Annotated in this window: 10 protein-coding genes; 4 read left to right on the top strand and 6 right to left on the bottom strand. The window is 63.7% G+C overall.

From position 1 onward, the window contains the following. Positions 1-2: 2 nt before the first annotated feature. From P0D68_RS02835 to P0D68_RS02845, 3 genes are all read right to left on the bottom strand, one after another. Positions 3-1271 carry an ABC transporter permease gene (locus P0D68_RS02835; RefSeq protein WP_408295193.1) on the bottom strand — a complete coding sequence of 423 codons (1269 nt, stop codon included), beginning with the start codon at positions 1269-1271 and terminating at the stop codon, positions 3-5. 177 nt (positions 1272-1448) lie between these two features. Then, positions 1449-2498, bottom strand: a complete 1050-nt coding sequence (locus P0D68_RS02840; RefSeq protein ID WP_091805055.1) for an ABC transporter substrate-binding protein — start codon at positions 2496-2498, stop codon at positions 1449-1451. A 110-nt stretch (positions 2499-2608) separates the two neighbouring features. After that, positions 2609-3706 carry an ABC transporter ATP-binding protein gene (locus P0D68_RS02845; protein ID WP_091805058.1) on the bottom strand — a complete coding sequence of 366 codons (1098 nt, stop codon included), beginning with the start codon at positions 3704-3706 and terminating at the stop codon, positions 2609-2611. A gap of 129 nt (positions 3707-3835) precedes the next feature. Between P0D68_RS02845 and pdxR the strand changes: the two genes are divergently transcribed. Beyond that, the gene (pdxR, locus tag P0D68_RS02850; protein ID WP_408294511.1) at positions 3836-5386 is read left to right on the top strand and encodes a MocR-like pyridoxine biosynthesis transcription factor PdxR; all 1551 of its coding nucleotides are present in this window, start codon (positions 3836-3838) and stop codon (positions 5384-5386) included. Between the two features lie 19 nt (positions 5387-5405). Here pdxR and P0D68_RS02855 read toward each other — a convergent pair whose 3' ends face one another. Together P0D68_RS02855 and P0D68_RS02860 are read right to left on the bottom strand one after the other, a co-directional pair. Beyond that, entirely contained in the window at positions 5406-9149 is a 3744-nt protein-coding gene (locus tag P0D68_RS02855; RefSeq protein ID WP_408294514.1) for a DUF748 domain-containing protein, read from the bottom strand. A 263-nt stretch (positions 9150-9412) separates the two neighbouring features. Further along, positions 9413-10831 carry a DUF1254 domain-containing protein gene (locus tag P0D68_RS02860; protein ID WP_408294517.1) on the bottom strand — a complete coding sequence of 473 codons (1419 nt, stop codon included), beginning with the start codon at positions 10829-10831 and terminating at the stop codon, positions 9413-9415. A 297-nt stretch (positions 10832-11128) separates the two neighbouring features. On the opposite strand from P0D68_RS02860, the gene P0D68_RS02865 reads away from it, so the two are divergent. From P0D68_RS02865 to P0D68_RS02875, 3 genes are all read left to right on the top strand, one after another. After that, complete coding sequence (locus P0D68_RS02865) at positions 11129-11800, top strand: FMN-binding negative transcriptional regulator (protein ID WP_408294519.1); 672 nt, start codon at positions 11129-11131, stop codon at positions 11798-11800. A 139-nt stretch (positions 11801-11939) separates the two neighbouring features. After that, positions 11940-14276, top strand: coding sequence for a heavy metal translocating P-type ATPase (locus P0D68_RS02870; RefSeq protein ID WP_408294521.1), 2337 nt, complete (start codon positions 11940-11942; stop codon positions 14274-14276). A gap of 163 nt (positions 14277-14439) precedes the next feature. After that, a complete protein-coding gene (locus P0D68_RS02875) occupies positions 14440-16413 on the top strand; it encodes a methyl-accepting chemotaxis protein (protein WP_408294524.1) in 1974 nt (657 codons plus the stop codon). 85 nt (positions 16414-16498) lie between these two features. Here P0D68_RS02875 and P0D68_RS02880 read toward each other — a convergent pair whose 3' ends face one another. After that, positions 16499-17152 carry a glutathione S-transferase family protein gene (locus P0D68_RS02880; protein WP_091805076.1) on the bottom strand — a complete coding sequence of 218 codons (654 nt, stop codon included), beginning with the start codon at positions 17150-17152 and terminating at the stop codon, positions 16499-16501. Positions 17153-17185: the final 33 nt, after the last annotated feature.

The following is a 17185-nucleotide window of genomic DNA, read 5'->3' on the forward strand; positions in this document are numbered from 1 at the left end:
GTTCAGCCGAGGCTCAGTGACGAACGCGTGAAGCGCCCGTAAATGACATACAGCACGAGTGTCGCGGCGAGCAGCAGACCGCCGAGCGCGCACGCCATGCCCCAGTTGATCGTCACGTTGGTGTAGTACGCGACGTAGTAGCTGACCATCTGATCGTTCGGCCCGCCGAGCAAGGCCGGCGTGATGTAATAGCCGATTGCCAGAATGAAGACCAGCAGCGCACCCGCGCCGATGCCCGGATAAGTCTGCGGCACATACACGCGCCAGAACGCGGCGAACGGATGGCTGCCGAGCGAGACCGCGGCGCGCTGATAGGTTGGCGGGATCGACTTCATCACGCTATAGAGCGGCAGGATCATGAACGGCAGCAGAATATGCGTCATCGAAATGTAGACGCCGGTGCGGTTGAACAGCAGCGACAGCGGATCATGCAACAGTCCGCTGCCGATCAACGCTTTGTTCACCAGCCCCTCGCTTTGCAGAATCACGATCCATGCCGCCACGCGCACGAGGATCGAGGTCCAGAACGGAATCAGCACGAGAATCATCACCAGATTCGCGCGACGTTCGGGCAGCGTGGAAATCCAGTATGCAAGCGGGTAGCCGAGCAGCAGCGCGAAGACCGTTACCGCGGCGCCGATAACAAAGGTGCGGCTGAACACGGCGAGATAGATCTGTTGATCGGGATCGGTCGGGATGATGTGGCCGAACGCGTCCTGTTTGTGATCCAGTGAAGCAAGCAAATAGAACGGCGAATACGCGCCGGAGTTTTTGGCTATCGCTTGCCAGTACGTAATGTCGTTCCAGCGTTCGTCCAGTTCGACGAATCTGGCGTGGACCTGGGCGGGCGTCAGCTGCAAGGGTTTGCTGTTGTCGTCGGCGAACGGCATGGCGTGCGCGGATTTGGCGATCAGCGAGCGATAACCCGGAATCTCGACGTTCAGGCGTCGCGCGAGTGCGCCCATGCCGTCGCTGTCGGCGACTGCGGCGAGGTCGACGGCCAGGGCGGTATAGGCGGCGTCTGGTGGCGTGCTCTTGCGATCCCAGGCGCTCAACGCCGCGAGGGTATGCGGCAGCGCGTTGACCACTTCGGGATTCTGCGCGGCACGCGTGAGCAGCGCGCCGATTGGCACGACAAAGATCAGCAGCAGAAAGATCGCGAGCGGCGCGATCAGCAGCAGGGCCATGGCCCGCTTTCTGGATTCCGCGGCCTTCAGCTCGCGCTTGAGCCGGCCACTTGATTCAGGCGTCGAATCGGCAGCAATGGTCATCGAGGTCAAACCCGTCTCCTTTGTCGACCCGAGTTAGCGCTTTAGCGCTTACTCGGGTCCCATGCAAGGCTGTCGGCGGGAGTTAGCGCTTCAGCGCTTACTCCCGCCCCATGCGTTCACTACAACAACCCAGCGCGGGTTCACCCCAGGTCAACCCGCGCCTTCACACCTCACGCCCTACTTCGAAGCCCACGACGAAAAACGCTGCTCCAGTTCATCGCCATGATCGGTCCAGAACGCGAGGTTCTGCAGCACCGCGTTCTTGCCGTTAGCCGGCGAGTTCGGCAGATTGGACAGCGTCTTCGGATCGAGCGCCTTGATAGCCGTCACGTTCACCGGACCGTACGCAATGTTGTGCGCGTAGTCCTGTTGCGGCTTCGACGAAATCGAATAGGCGATGTACTTCTCGGCCAGCGCCTTGTTCGGCGTGCCCTTCGGAATCGCCCAGTAGTCGAGGTCGTAGATGCTGCCGTTCCACACCACCTTCAGGTTCTTGCCTTCCTTCTGCGCGGCGTCGATCCGGCCGTTGTACGCCGTGGACATCACCACGTCGCCCGCCACGAGGAATTGCGGCGGCTGCGCGCCTGCTTCCCACCACTGAATGTTCGGCTTCAGTTCGTCGAGCTTCTTGAACGCGCGGTCCTGGCCTGCCTTGGTGGCGAGCACCTTGTAGACTTCCTTCGGCGGCACGCCGTCGGCCATCAACGCGAATTCGAGGTTATAGCGCGCGCCCTTGCGCATGGCGCGCTTGCCCGGGAATTTCTTGACGTCCCAGAAATCGGCCCAGCCGGTCGGCGCCGTTTTCAGTTTGTCGGCGTTGTACGCGAGCGCCGTCGACCACACGAAGAAGCCCACGCCGCAGGTTTGCGGTGCTTCGGGAATCAGATCGGACTTCTTGCCGATCTTCGACCAGTCGAGTTTCTCGTACAGCCCTTCATCACAGCCGCGGCCGATATCGCCCGATTCGACTTCCACCACATCCCAGTTCACATGCTTGGCTTCGACCATCGCTTTCACTTTGGCCTGCTCACCGTTGTATTCGACAGCGGTGACTTTATTGCTGGTCTCCTTTTCGAACGGCTGGTTGAAGGCGACCTTTTGCGCGTCGCCATTCGCGCCGCCGAAATTGACGACCGTCAATTCGGCCGCATTGACTTGCGCGGCGCCCAGCGCGAGCGCCACAGCACCGACAGCGATGGCGCAGCGCGATTTCCCGATCTTGCTCATGGTGTGTTGCTCTCCTTTGGTGGTGTGCTTCCAGCTCAATACAGTGCGACTTTGTTATGTGCTACCTGATCTGACCTGCCCGCGTCGAACACAGTGCGTATCCGGCGCATTCACGCCCCTGCGAATACCCGCAGATGCTCGGGTGCGAACTCCAGTGCGACCGGCGCGCCGGGCGCGAAGGTGTCGAGCGCGTCGGTGCCGAGCGGCACCTTGACGAAGCACTCGTCCTGTTCATGCAAACCACAGCGCATGCGCACGTGGTCACCGAAATAGATCAGCCCGCGTGCCTCGCCGGCCAGCGCATTGGCGCCCGGCCGTGACAGGCCGTTGGCGAGCTTCATGCGCTCGGGGCGAATACATGCAACCGCCGGCGTACCCGCCCGCGCGCCGCCGATATTGCGACCGGTGAGCCGCGTGCCGTCGCTCAGACGGAATTCGCAGAACTCACCCTCGACATTCGCGATCGTGCCGCGCAGCTTGTTGCTGTCGCCGATGAAGTTCGCCACGAACTCATTGCATGGCGATTCGTACAGCCGATCGACGGTATCGAGTTGCTGCACGATGCCTTTATCGAACACGGCGACGCGGTCGGACATGGTCAGTGCCTCGCCCTGATCGTGCGTGACGTACACGAACGTCACGCCGAGTTTCTCGTGCAATGATTTAAGTTCGTACTGCATGTGTTCGCGCAACTGTTTGTCCAGCGCGCCGAGCGGCTCGTCCATCAGCACGAGCTTCGGTTCGAACACCAGCGCGCGGGCGAGCGCGATGCGCTGCTGCTGTCCGCCTGAAAGTTGCGCGGGATAGCGCTTTGCGAAGCTCTCCATGCGCACCATCTTCAACGCGTTATGGGTGCGTTCCGCGCGCTCCTGCGCCGAAATCTTGCGCACGGTCAATGGATAGGCAACGTTCTGTTCGACTGTCAGATGCGGAAACAACGCATAGTTCTGAAACACCATGCCAATGTTGCGCTTATGCGGTGGCACTGTGTTGAGCAGCGTGCCGTCCAGCCAGATCTCGCCGCCGGTGGGAAACTCAAAACCCGCCAGCATCATCAGGCAGGTGGTTTTCCCGGATCCGGACGGCCCGAGCAGGGTCAGAAATTCGCCCTGATAGATATCCAGATCAAGTTGTTTGACGACCAGCGTTTCGCCGTCGTACGTCTTGCGCACACCCCGAAAGCTGACGATCACGTCATCGGTTTTCATCGGTTAAGTCTCCTCTGCGGTCCGGCTGGCTCCCCCGCAAAGCAGCGGGATTGCATCCATTGCGTGGCTCACTATAGACCGTTACGGTTCTACAATATGGAACCATTTCATTATTCCGGATAGAACCACTTGGACACCGTGATCTTGTCGGATTGGCTGGCCGCGAGGCTCGACCGCACGGCCGCCGAACCGGTCTACAGGCAGACGCTGCGGCTCATGCAGCAAGCCATTCTGACCGGCCAGTTGCCGCCGGGCACCAAACTGCCCAGTTCGCGCACGCTCGCCGAAGACCTCGGCATTGCGCGCAACACGGTTCTGCACGTCTACGATCAGTTGACCGCTGAGGGCTACGTGATCTCGACCACCGGCAGCGGCACTTACGTCGCCGACACGAGGCCGGACACGGCAGCCGTGAATACGCGCAAGAAGCCGGCGGTGGCGAGCGTCGACAAGGCAGGCAGTACGGCCACCACGGAAACCCCGAAGCCGCCGAAGCGCGATCTGGGCGACCTGTCGACTCGCGGACGGCGCCTGATCGATAAAGCCGGCGTGTCCGCCAAACAATGGGGCGCGTTCATGCCAGGCGTGCCCGACGTCGCGGAATTTCCAGCGCGCACGTGGAGCCGCTTGCAGGCGCGTTTGTGGAAGGAGGCCAATCCCGATCTGCTGACCTACGCGCCAGGCGGTGGCTACCGGCCATTGCGGCGGGCATTGTCGGATTACCTGCGCGTCGCGCGCTCGGTGAATTGCACGCCGGATCAGATCATCATCACCACGGGTATTCATCAATCCATTGATCTGGCTGTGCGCCTGTTGACCGATGTCGGCGACCGCGCGTGGGTCGAAGAACCCTGCTATTGGGGCGCGCGTAGTGTGCTGCAGTCATCGGGGATTACCCTTGTGCCGGTGCCGGTGGATGACGAAGGTCTGAATCCGCGCGAACAGGATTTGCAACAGCCGCCGCGGCTCGCACTCGTCACGCCGTCGCATCAATATCCGCTCGGCATGGTGATGAGCCTCGCGCGCCGCCGCACGCTGCTCGAATACGCGCGCCAGCACAACGTGTGGATCATCGAGGACGATTACGACAGCGAGTTCCGCTACGGCAGCCGTCCGCTCGCCTCGCTGCAAGGACTCGACGATGCCGGCCAGGTGATCTACGTCGGCAGTCTGGGGAAGATGCTGTTTCCGGGCCTGCGGATCGGCTACATGATCGCGCCGGAGCATCTGGTCGACACGTTCCGCACGGGCGTGGCCGAGTTATACCGCGAAGGTCAGTTGATGCAGCAAGCGGTGATGACCGACTTCATCATGGACGGCCACCTCACCTCGCACGTTCGGCGCATGCGTGCGCTATACGGCGAGCGCCGGCAGATTCTGATCGACGCGATTACCGCGCGTTTCGGCACCGAGTTGCCGGTAATGGGCGATGAAGCCGGGCTGCATCTGGTGCTCGGCCTGCCGGATCACGCGAACGATCGCGCGGTGACGGCCGCCGCTTTCGACGCCGGCGTGATCGTGCGCCCGCTCGCGAGCTACTACAGCAGCGACCCGCCCGCGCGGCGCGGACTGCTTCTCGGCTATGCGTGCGTGCCGAACGACAAGATTGGTCCCGCGTTCGACACCCTTGCGCGCGTCATCGAGCAAACCGCATTGAAGACGCCGACGCGCGCCGCTTGAGCGCCGGGTCTGAGTCTGCTCACTTCAGGCCGAAGTCGACTCGCGTCGTCGCGCCCTTGTCCTTGATGCCGTCCGCGGTCAGCTTCGGCGCGACGATGAACACGCGGCTGCTGTCGATCTTGCCGTCCAGATACTGCTGCACGCTCTGCGCCCGCTGTTGCGCGAGCTGGCGCAGGCTGGCGTCATCGATCGGTGCGTTGGCGGCGAGCGCGCTCTTCATGTCGTCGTCCGGCAAGCTCTTGGTCAGGCCGACAAAGTTACGCGGTTTCTTGAAGTCCGCCGATTTGTAGGCCTTGCTCAGGTACTTGTCGTACTCCTTCGGATCAACGGTGACGGTCGAGAGATCAACGCTCTCGCCATTGCCCACCACGTCCTTGATCTTTTGCTGCTTGACGAGGCGGTCCACATAGCCGGTGCGCAACGCGGGTTCGTCCACAGCCGGATCCACGCGGCCAATCAGGTCCATGCGAATCGACGGCTTGTCGCTCAACGCCTTCACGATCGTGTCGAGCTTCTGGGTGTCGGCGTCCGTGAGTTTCGCCGAGCCCGGCTCGAACTCGACATAACCCAACTCCTCGCCCTTGCCGCCGAACGCATTGGCGATCAGAGAGAACGGCGCGGTCACCGCTTTTTCGAGCAGATTGAGCACCGCATGCCAGATCAGGCCGCCAATGCTGAATTCCGGATTCGACAGCGAGCCGGACACCGGCAGGTTCACGTCGATTTCGCCGCGCGAGTTCTTTAGCAGCGAAATCGCGAGACGCACGGGCAGTTTGGTCGCCGTATTGTTGTCGACGTGATCGCCGAACGTGAGTTGATCGATGAAAATGTGATTGTTCGCGTTCAGTTGATCGTTTTCGAGCTGGTAGTGCAGATCGACATTCAGCTTGCCCTTGGTGATCGGATAACCGGCGTATTTCGCCGAATACGGCGTGAGATTGGTCAGCTCGATATCGTGCGCGACCGCCGTGAGATCGAGCGCCGGTTTCGCAATCAGCGGATTGACCGTGCCGCGAATCGATAGCGGACCATTGGCGGCCAGTTTCGCGGCGATGTCGACCGGCGCGGATGTGGTGGATTGCGTGCCGAACGCGCCGACCGTGCCCTGAATGCCGACCAGGTTCGCCGTGAAATTCGGCTTGATGAAATTGTCCGTGTACGTCACGCGGCCCTGTTGCAGAACCAGCTGGCCGAAGTGCAGCTTGACCGGGCTTTGCGGCGGCGTAGCAGCCGTGACCGTGGCGTTTGCGGCCGACGCCGGCGGCGGTGCGGATGCGGCCGCCACCGTCGAAGCTGCTTGCGGCGTCAGCGGCACGGGTTCGGCGCCGCTCTTGTCACGCGTCAGCGATTGCGCGGCGCCGGATTCGTGCGCGACGACGTCCTTGAGGTTGAGCTTGCCCTGCGCGTCGAGCAGCACGCGACCATAGAACTTCGTGAACGTGACGCGGCCCGCGTCGACCACGGTGCCATGCTCGTCGTAATCGGCTTTCAGGTTGGACAACGCGAGCGAGCCCCATCCCGCGAATGGATCCGAGGTCGCCTTGTCGAGCATGCGCACTTCGACGAGCGCCATGTCGCCGTGATAGGTCGCCTTCAGCGACTTCGCCTGGCTCAACGCGAGAACGCCGTCCGCATTGAGCAGCGCGCTCGCGATCACCGCATTCAGCTTGCTGCCGAAGTACGGTTCGAAGGCCGCCGCGTCCAGCCGGTTGGCATTCACTTTGACGGCCACCTTGAGCGGCGTCGCCGTCACATCACCCTTGACGCCCAGCGTGCCCTTCTTGTTCAGCGTGGCCTGCAGATCGACCGGCAGCGGACGGCTCAGGTCGTCGCTGATGTTCTGCACCTTCAGTTGCAGCGGCGTGATGTTCAGTTTCACCGGCTGCGGCGTGGTGTTGTCCGTGAAATTGGCGGTGGCGTCCTTCAGGCTCAACTCGCCGATCTTGTAACGCCACGCGGGCCCTTCCGCGTGCGCCTTCTTGACCGCATGGATCGCGGTGCGCTCCGGCGTGGCTTCGTGCTGTCCGCCAAGCGAGGCGAGGTTGATGCTGCCGTCTTTCAGACGCTGGGCATCGACCGCGAGCCCGGTCGTGTCGATGCTGGTCACTTCGGCGGTGCGCGCCGTCACATCCACCTGCTTGACCTTTGCGCTGCCTTGCGTGAGCGCAATCACCGGATCCTTGCTGCCGCGCGCCGCGAGCTTCAGCGACTGCAGATTCACTTGGGTGTCGGTGACCATCACGGCCGCCGGCAACTTCGACCAGTTCGCGCCGACATTGGCCGTGGCGGAGAGCGTGCCGTCCATGACTTGCGCCGCGGTCGCGGTGTCGAGGTACGGTTGCAACCTGGGCAGGTTCAACGACTTCAGGTCGAGCTTCGCGCTCGCCGTTTTCGCCACGAAGCCGAACGCGCCGGCCACACCGAGCGATCCACCGCTGTCCTTGAAATCGGTATTGAGCGTGTAATGGGCGGGTGCGGTGGCGAGCGTCGAAAAATCGGTCAGCGTCACGGCCAGTTTTTGCATGCCGGCATCGACGGGGCGCGACGCGGCGTTGTCGCGAACGTTGACTGTGCCGTCATTGAGCATGAAGCGTTTGATCGCCAGGTCCAGTGGCGGCGCTGCCTTCGCGGTGGCATTGGCGGCGGATGCGGCAAGCGGCGCGCTTGCGGCCGGTTGTGCGGCAGCAGCTGCCGGTTCCGGCGCGAACATTTTCTCGACGCTCAGCACGCCGTCTTTATCACGCGCGAGATTGGCGGTCGGCGCGTCGATACGGATCTCGTCGAAGTGATAGAGGCTCTTCAACGGCTCCAGCGTGGCGGCGGCCACATGCACGGCGCGCGCCGCGAAGAACGGCGCCTTGCTTTGATCCTGCACGTCCACGTCGTTCATATCCACGGTGCCCGCCACGCGCAGCGAAGGCGCGTCGTTGGAGACCACGAAGTTGAGCTTGAGATCAGTGGACAGTTTGCCGGACTGCACGATCACCGGCAGTTTGGTCGGCACGTAGGAGATGAGACGCGGCACATCGAGCCCGTCGAAGCGCAACGACACCTCGGACTCTCGCGACGCGGCAAACGGCTTGGTCTTGCCGTCGATGGCAAGCGGACTGCCGTCGATGCGCGCCCGCAGCAGCGGCTCGACGAAGATATCGGTTTTCGAAGGCAGCGTAGCGATGAACGGAATGCCGAGCTTCCATTGATCGATGACGTGCGTGGCGCCGAGGAGTTTGTCGTCGAATGTGACCTGGCCGTTTTCGAGGCGAATATTCGATACGGAAAATAGCGTCGGTTTGCTGTCCGGCTTGGCCGGCTGCTTCGAGAATTTCTCGATCAGGTCCGTGAAATTGAAACGCTGCGCGTCGTAACGAACAATATGGAAGCGCGGCGAATCGAGCTGCACTTCGTCGATAATCGGCGCCGCGCGAAACAGCGAACTCCATGACGGCTGCACGATGAGCCGCGAGATATCCACGAAGTCACCCGCGCCGCCGCGCTCGCCAATATGCACGCGATCGGCTTCGAGCCGGAGCGTATACGGATTGAGCGCAATACGGCCGATGGTGGCGGGACGGTCCAGTTGTTTGCTGAGCTGCTGCTCGGCAATGTGGCGAATCAGCGGCGGTGCAGCAAAGAAGCCCAGCAGACCGAACAATACGAGGAAGATCAGCAGGCCGGTAATGACACGCCGGGTGCGGCGTGACTGCGCGACATCGCGCACGGTCTGCATGGACGATGCTAGTGATGCTTTATTAAGGCTTGCCATGCTCGGTCTTGGGTAGTGCGGCGGCAAGCCCGCCGCGAAAACGAAAATCCCGCAAGCGGCAGTATAAGTCTTGAATGTTTCGCGGGATATAAATGTAAGGCGAGGCTTACACATTCCCCTGCGCGATAGCGCCGCATGTCCGCCGTTGTAAATTGGCGGACATGCTTTGCTCGATGCGTTAGCGAGTTGTTAGCGGGTAATCCGCGCGTGTCTCTAGCCGGCCGTTATTGAACCACGGCTGTCACGTCACGGACACGCTGCTATCACTGACGCACGACGGCCGGCGGTTGCCAACTGCCGTCGGTGGCTTGCGCCTTGGGCGCGTACAGACGCAGCACGAGTTGCAGATCGGCGCGCGGCGCCGGCAGCCAGTTGCCGCTCTTGCTGCGAGCGGACGAGACGGTCACGTCGAGCGAGCCATCGCGATTGCGGCGCGCGCCATTGCGGTCGCCGACCGCGAGACGCGCCGGCGCGCTTTCGCCCAACGCGCCGTCTTTCGTGTAGGCGGTGATCGACCAGAAGCCGCGCACCGGCGGCAGCTGATTCGGCGCGAAGTGGATCACGTAACGGTTTGCGCCGTTGAGCGCCCGACCGTCGCTGTCCTGGGTGACGACCGCGCGAACTTCGTCGTCTTTCGTGCCGATACCCGGTTGCGCGTACGCGGCATAGGCGCGCAGCGCGTAGTCGGGACCGTAGGTGCCTACTCCGTCGCCGAACCAGCTCCAGCCGTTGCCGTTCAGCAGATTGGACGGCGGCGTGACGACGCGCTCATGACCGTCGGCAAGACCCGCCGTAATGGCTTCTGGCGCATTCGGCAGCTTGACCGGCTCGCCGGGCGTCACGCCGAGGTCGGAAAGGAATTTGAGCGCGTGCGGATCGGCCGGCGTCGGCGGATTGTCGGGCAAGGCCTGCGCGAGCCGGTTGAAGAACCCATTGGCATCGAGCGCGGCGACTTGCGCGGCCGGCGTGCCGGAAGCGGGCACGGCGGCGTCGGCGGCATTGCTGCGCGCGGGGGCGATGGAGGCAGAACGCGTGTCGCCCGCGTAGACGCTCAGCGGCGCGACGCGAATGGCGCGCTGTAGCTTGCGAACTACCGTCAGATCACGTGTGCCGTTCGACTGGATACGCACGCTCACCCATGCATTGCGAGTCGGCACGTCGACCCGCTTCACGCCTTTGGGCAACTCGCCCTGCCAGCCCGGGCCGACGAAGGCGATCGCCTGCGGCTTGATGCCAGCCGCACGAGTGGCGAACTGCGAGCTGGTCGACCAGACCACGTTAGTCCACATGTCGAGCACGCGGGCATCCACGTAGCGGCCGTGCGAGTCGGGCAGCGCCACGATCACCGGTTCACTGCCGAGGTCCAGCCAGCCGGTCGAATCGAACGTATCGAGGCTCGGCTGCATCGGATTGGCGGCGCCGATCGGCGGCAATGCCTGAGCGTGGCGCAGCGTATTGAGCGGCGCACGGCCGGGATCGGTGCCGACCGCCGCGTCGCGCGCGACGCCCATCAGCACCAGCGGATAGCCGAATACGTACGAATCGGCGACTTCGTCCTTGATCCAACCGGTGGATTTCTGCGTTGCGGTGGGAGTCGACGCGCAACCCGCCAGAAATACGAGGCCTGCGAGCGATGCGCAGGTCCAATGACTCGAGTACAGCTCTCGGCGATTTTTTATCATTCGTTCAGGTGGCGGAACGTGTGGTCCTAAGGGAGACGCCGGTGCGCGACGAACCCTGCTTGCGCGGCCTCCCAAAGCCCAACGCATCCAGTCCGCGGTTCGCGATGCCGACAACACCGGGTTGTATCGTATCCTTGGTCACCAGGCAAGCGCAAAGGCAGCAATAGCGCCGGTTCGCGCGCGCATACAGTCCTTTTTGCAGTACTGTTGACGTTTTTTTATTACATCGGCCCAGGCTTCGAAGCCTCGGGCGACTTTCATCGCTGCTCTTTCGCCCCCTCGTATCCGGAGCGCTTCATGTACATGCCTGCCCATTTCGAAGAGAACCGTTCAGAGGTTCTCCACCGCCTGATCGCCGAGCAGCCCTTCGGCGCGTTGATTACTCACGGGCCGAACGGGCTCGACGCGAATCATTTGCCGTTCGAATTCGAAGCGCCCGCTGCGGGGAGCCAGTCCGATTCGGCGACGGGTGAGACGTTCGGCATCCTCCGCGCTCACGTCGCCCGCGCCAATCCCGTGTGGCAGGAAGCCGCGGCGAACCCGGAAGCGCTCGTGATCTTTCAGGGCCCGGCCGCCTACATCTCGCCGAACTGGTATCCGAGCAAGCACGAGGCGCATCGGCAGGTGCCGACTTATAACTATATGGTGGTGCATGCGCACGGCCGGATCGTCGTGCGCGACGACGAGTCTTTCGTGCGCGGCCTCGTCGCGCGCCTGACCCGCAAGATGGAAGCCGGCGAACCGGTGCCGTGGAAAATGGGCGACGCTCCCGCCGACTTCATCGCGCAGATGCTCGGTGCGATCGTCGGCATCGAAATCGAGGTGACGCGACTCGTCGGCAAGTGGAAGCTCGGTCAGAACAAGGCGGCGGCCGACCGGCGCGGCGCGGCCGACACCCTGCTGGCGCGCTCAAGCGACGAACAGCAGGCGGTCGGCCAAGCCATGCTGGACGCGCCGCCCGCGTTCTGAGCGGACGTTTCCGCGATGAATCAGCGCCATACCGGCGCCGTTGAAGCACGCACTGCAATTCGTCCTTGACCTTCCCATTATGGGAAGGTCAATACTGGCCTCATGATGCGGCCTGATGCCGCCACGAGCCTTGCCTACCATGACCGAACTTGCCACCGCCCAGCGCCCCGCGGATGCCGCCGACGCTTCCGCCCACACCACCGAACTCGACATCGGCGGCATGACTTGCGCCTCGTGCGCGATGCGCGTCGAAAAGGCGCTCGCCAAAGTGCCGGGCGTCGTGAGCGCGTCGGTGAATCTGGCGACTGAAACCGCGACTGTCGATCTGGACGGCGCAGCCGCCGGCCCGGACGCGCTGATCGCCGCCGTCAAGAAAGCGGGCTACGAAGCGACGTTGAGCGCACCGCCGGATACCTCCACCGCCGCCGACGAGGCCGCGTCCGCCGACCGCAAGCGCGACCAGACCCGCCGCGAGCTGGCCGCCGTGCTCGCCTCCGCCGCGCTGACGCTGCCGCTCGCCGTGCCGATGGTCGGCGAATGGTTCGGTTTGCACGCAATGCTGTCGCCCTGGCTGCAATTCGCGCTCGCCTCGATCGTGCAGTTCGTGTTCGGCGCGCGCTTCTATCGCGCGGCCTATCGAGCGGTGCGGGCCGGCGCGGGCAACATGGACTTGCTGGTGGCGCTCGGCACATCGGCGGCGTATGGCATCAGCGTCTACGAACTGGCGACCCATCCCGGCGACATGATGCATCTGTATTTCGAAGCGTCGGCGGTCGTGATTACGCTGGTGCGCTTCGGCAAGTGGCTCGAAGCACGCGCCAAACGCCAGACCACCGACGCCATCCGCGCCCTCAACGCGCTGCGCCCCGATCGCGCGCGCATTCGTGTCGGCGCCGACGAGCGCGACGTGCCGCTCGCGCAAGTGCGGGTCGGCACGGTGGTGCTCGTGCGTCCTGGCGAGCGCGTGCCGGTCGACGGCGCGGTGCTCGAAGGCCGCACGCATATCGACGAATCCCTGATCACCGGCGAAAGCCTGCCGGTGCCGAAGCAGGTGGCCGACCCGGTCACTGCCGGCTCGATCAACGGTGAAGGCGCGATTGCCGTGACGACCACGGCGATCGGCGCGGAAACCACGCTTGCGCGCATCATCCGCCTCGTGGAAAGCGCGCAGGCCGAGAAGGCGCCGATCCAGCGGCTGGTCGATCGGGTCAGCGAAATCTTCGTGCCGGCGATCCTGGCGATTGCCGCGCTCACATTGGTGGGCTGGCTGATCGCCGGCGCGGGCGGCGAAACCGCGATTCTGAACGCGGTCGCCGTGCTGGTGATCGCGTGCCCGTGCGCGCTCGGACTGGCCACGCCGGCGGCCATCATGGCCGGCACCGGCGTCGCGGCGCGGCGCGGCGTGCTGATCAAAGACGCCGAGGCACTGGAAACCGCGCATCGGGTGACGATTGTCGCGTTCGACAAAACCGGCACGCTGACGCTCGGCCAGCCGTCTGTCACCGCGTTCGAGCCGATTGGCGGCATCAGCCGCGCAGAGGCGCTGGAGCTTGCGGCAGCGGTTCAGCGCAACAGCGATCATCCGCTGGCGCGCGCGGTGGTCAAAGCCTATGAAGCAGCTGCGACGCAGCCCGCCGACATGCCCGCGGCGATTGGCGACACCGTTGCGGCTCCCACGCAGACGCGCGCGCTGCACGCCAGCGCCGCACGCGCGGTCGCGGGCCGCGGCGTCGAAGCGGAGGTCGACGGCCGCACGCTCGCGCTGGGCAGCGGACGCTGGCTCAACGAACTCGGCATCGAATTGCCGCCTGAACTTGCCGCGCGGGCTCACGAACTCGAAGCCGCCGGCAACACCGTCTCCTGGCTCATGCAGCGCGATCCGCAAGCGCCCGCGGCTCTGGCATTGATCGCGTTCGGCGACACCGTCAAACCGACGGCGCGCGCGGCCATCGAACGGCTGGCACGCATGGGCATCACGAGCGTGCTGGTCACCGGCGACAACCGCGGCAGCGCGGCGAGCGTCGCCAAGGCGCTCGGCATCGACGAATTCCACGCGGAAGTGCTGCCCGACGACAAAGCCCGCGTTATCCGCGACCTGAAAATTCGCAGCGCCGGCATTGTCGCGATGGCCGGCGACGGCATCAACGACGCGCCCGCGCTCGCCGCCGCCGACATCGGCATTGCCATGGCGACCGGCACCGACGTCGCCATGCATGCAGCCGGCATCACGCTGATGCGCGGCGATCCGGCGCTGGTGGCCGACGCCATCGACATCTCACGCAGGACCTGGCGCAAGATCCAGCAGAACCTGTTCTGGGCCTTCGTCTATAACCTGATCGGCATTCCGCTGGCCGCCTTCGGCCTGCTGAACCCGATGCTGGCCGGCGCGGCAATGGCGTTTTCGAGCGTCAGCGTAGTCACCAATGCGCTGCTGCTGCGCACGTGGCGCGGTGCGCAGGATGGTTCGGCACGCTAAGCGAGTACGAGCCTAAATACCCTGTGCGCCGTACGGTTATTACGAACTACTTTCGAATTTTTAAAGAAGGCGGACGCAGCGGCCGTAAACCAGCCATCGATGCCGGTCATGCCTATGCATGGACCAGGCATTCCGCTTGTGCTTCTTTACTCCGCAACCGCCCATGGAATTTCTCTCTTTGCGCCGTGCCAGCGTTGGCGCGCGGCTCGCTATCCTGTCGTGCGTGCTGGTCGCGTTGATCTTCGCCGCGTTCACTTGGGCGCTCACCCGCACCGCCGGCAAGCAGATCAGCGACCAGGTGCTCGAACGCATCGCCGATAAAGACCGCTCGATCGCCGCGATGATCAAGTTGTTCGACAAGGCCTTATCGAACGAAGTCGACCGCTCAATGTCGCTGTTCGCGAGTTTCCTGCCCACCGAATACACGCTCGACGAGACCCAGAAAGTCGATATCGGCGGTGTCGCCACGCCGACCATCAAGGCGGGCGACAAAGTCCTGAACCTGGACTTTTCCATCCCCGATCTGTTTCTCGAACGCAGCGGCGCGGTCGCCACCGTATTCGCGCGCAATGGCGACGACTTCGTGCGCGTTACCACTTCGCTGAAGAAACAGGACGGCTCGCGCGCCATCGGCACGCTACTCGACCGCAAGGCACCGGCCTACGCACTGCTCCTCGCGAACAAACCCTATACGGGACTCGCCGCGCTCTTCGGCAAACGTTTGATCACCCAGTACCGCCCGATCACCAACGCGAGCGGCCGCGTGATCGGCGCGCTGTTTGTCGGCGTCAATGTGGACAAGGAAATTCAGTCGGTCGAAGACGGCATTCGCAATCTGAAGATCGGCGACAGCGGTTACTACTTTGTTGTCGATGCGTCGAAGGGCGCGGAGCGCGGCAAGCTGATCGTGCATCCGGCAGCGGCCGGCCAGAACGCCGACAACGCGAACGCACCGTATCAGCAGATGCTCGACATGAAGGACGGCCAGCTCGAATACAGCTCGGCCGACGCCACGCTCGGCGAGCGCGGCTCGCGCGACAAGTTCGTGTCGTTCGTTACCGTGCCGGAATGGCAATGGCTGGTTGGCGGCGTCGCGCCGCGCGACGAAGTGATGGCCGACGTCGTCGCCACCCGCAATGAATTTCTACTGCTCGGCTTCATCCTCGTCGGCGTGTTCGCGGTGGTGTTCCTGATAGCGGTGCGGCGCCTCGTGAGCCGTCCGCTCGAAGAAGCCGCCAAGGCGTCCGAACGTTTCGCCTCGGGCGATCTGAGCGTGCGCGTGGCGAATGGCGCAAACGCGCGCGCCGATGAAATTGGCCGCCTGATGCAGTCGATCGACGGCATCGGCGAAGGACTCGCGCGCATTGTTTCGCAGGTGCGCAATGCATCGACGGACATGTCCCACGGCACCGAAAAGATCGCCACCGGCAGCGGCAATATTGCCGCGCGGATCGCCACGCAGGCGAGCAGCCTCGAAGAAACGGCGGCGAGCATGGAAGAGATCACCTCGACGGTGCAGCAGAACGCCGACCACGCCGCGCAAGCCAACACGCTCGTCACGCGCGCCGCCGACGCCGCGCTCGAAGGCGGCCGCGCGGTTGAACGCGTGGTGTCGACCATGGGCGAGATCAGCCGCTCGTCGCAGAAAATCGCCGAGATCACGACCGTGATCGAGGGCATCGCCTTCCAGACCAATATCCTCGCGCTGAACGCCGCCGTGGAAGCGGCGCGCGCCGGCGAGCACGGCAAGGGCTTCGCGGTCGTGGCCTCGGAAGTGCGCGCGCTGGCGCAGCGCAGCGCGGCCTCGGTGAAGGAGATCGAGAGCCTGATCGCGAGTTCCACGGCGACCGTGCAAAGCGGCTTCCGGATCGCCGAAGAAGCCAGTTCGACGATGCAGGGCATCGTTCAACAGGTCAGCCAGGTCCGCGCGATCATGGGCGAAATCAGCGTCGCCTCGCGCGAGCAATCGGGCGGCATCGAACAGGTGAATCTCGCCGTCACGCAGATCGGCGAAGCCACGCAGCAGAACGCTACGATTGTCGGCGAAGCGGAACTTGCAGCGGCCGAGTTGCGCGATCAGGCCGCGCGCCTTGCGCAGGTGGTCAGCGTGTTCAAGCTGGAAAGCGCGCGCAATTGAGGGTGAGCATCGCGGCACGGCGTTGCGTGCCGCAGCGCGCCGCGCGCCGTTGCAGCAGCAACAGCGTTTCTTCAATACACCCGCTTCAGAATTCGACGTCCAGCTCGTCGATCTCTTCCACTTCCTGTTGCGCGTCGGCGATCCACTCCTGCATCTCGGGCAGCGCCATGATCCGCTGTCCGTATTCGACGATTTCCGGATCGAGTTTGACGTCGTAGGTGACGAATCGCGTCACCACGGGCGCGTACATCGCGTCCGCCGTGGTCCGCTCGCCGAACAGAAACGGCCCGCCATACTGCTTGAGGCACTCGCTCCAGATCGTCACGATCCGGTCGATGTCCGATTGAGCGCGCGCCCACACCTTGAAGCCTGGAAAATGCGCTTTGAGGTTCATCGGCAAGGCCGAGCGCAGGGAGCCGAAACCCGAATGCATCTCGCCGCAAATCGAGCGGCAATGCGCGCGTGCGCGAATGTCTTCTGGCAGCAGCTTCGCGTCCGGTTTGAGTTCGTTCAGATATTCGGCAATCGCCAGCGTGTCCCAGATCTCGATGCCGTCGTGAACGAGGCACGGCACCAATATCGATGGCGACAGCAGCAGCAGTTCGGCGCGTGCCGCTGGATCGTCGATCGGCATGACGACTTCTTCGAAAGGCAATCCGCTGAACCGGGTCAACAGCCAGCCGCGCAACGACCACGACGAATAATTCTTGCTGCTGATAGTGAGCGTGGTATTCGCCATACGATTCTCCTCCAGATGAGGCGTTCGGTCGAC

This window comes from Paraburkholderia sp. RL17-380-BIE-A, assembly GCF_046028085.1.
GTDB lineage: Bacteria > Pseudomonadota > Gammaproteobacteria > Burkholderiales > Burkholderiaceae > Paraburkholderia.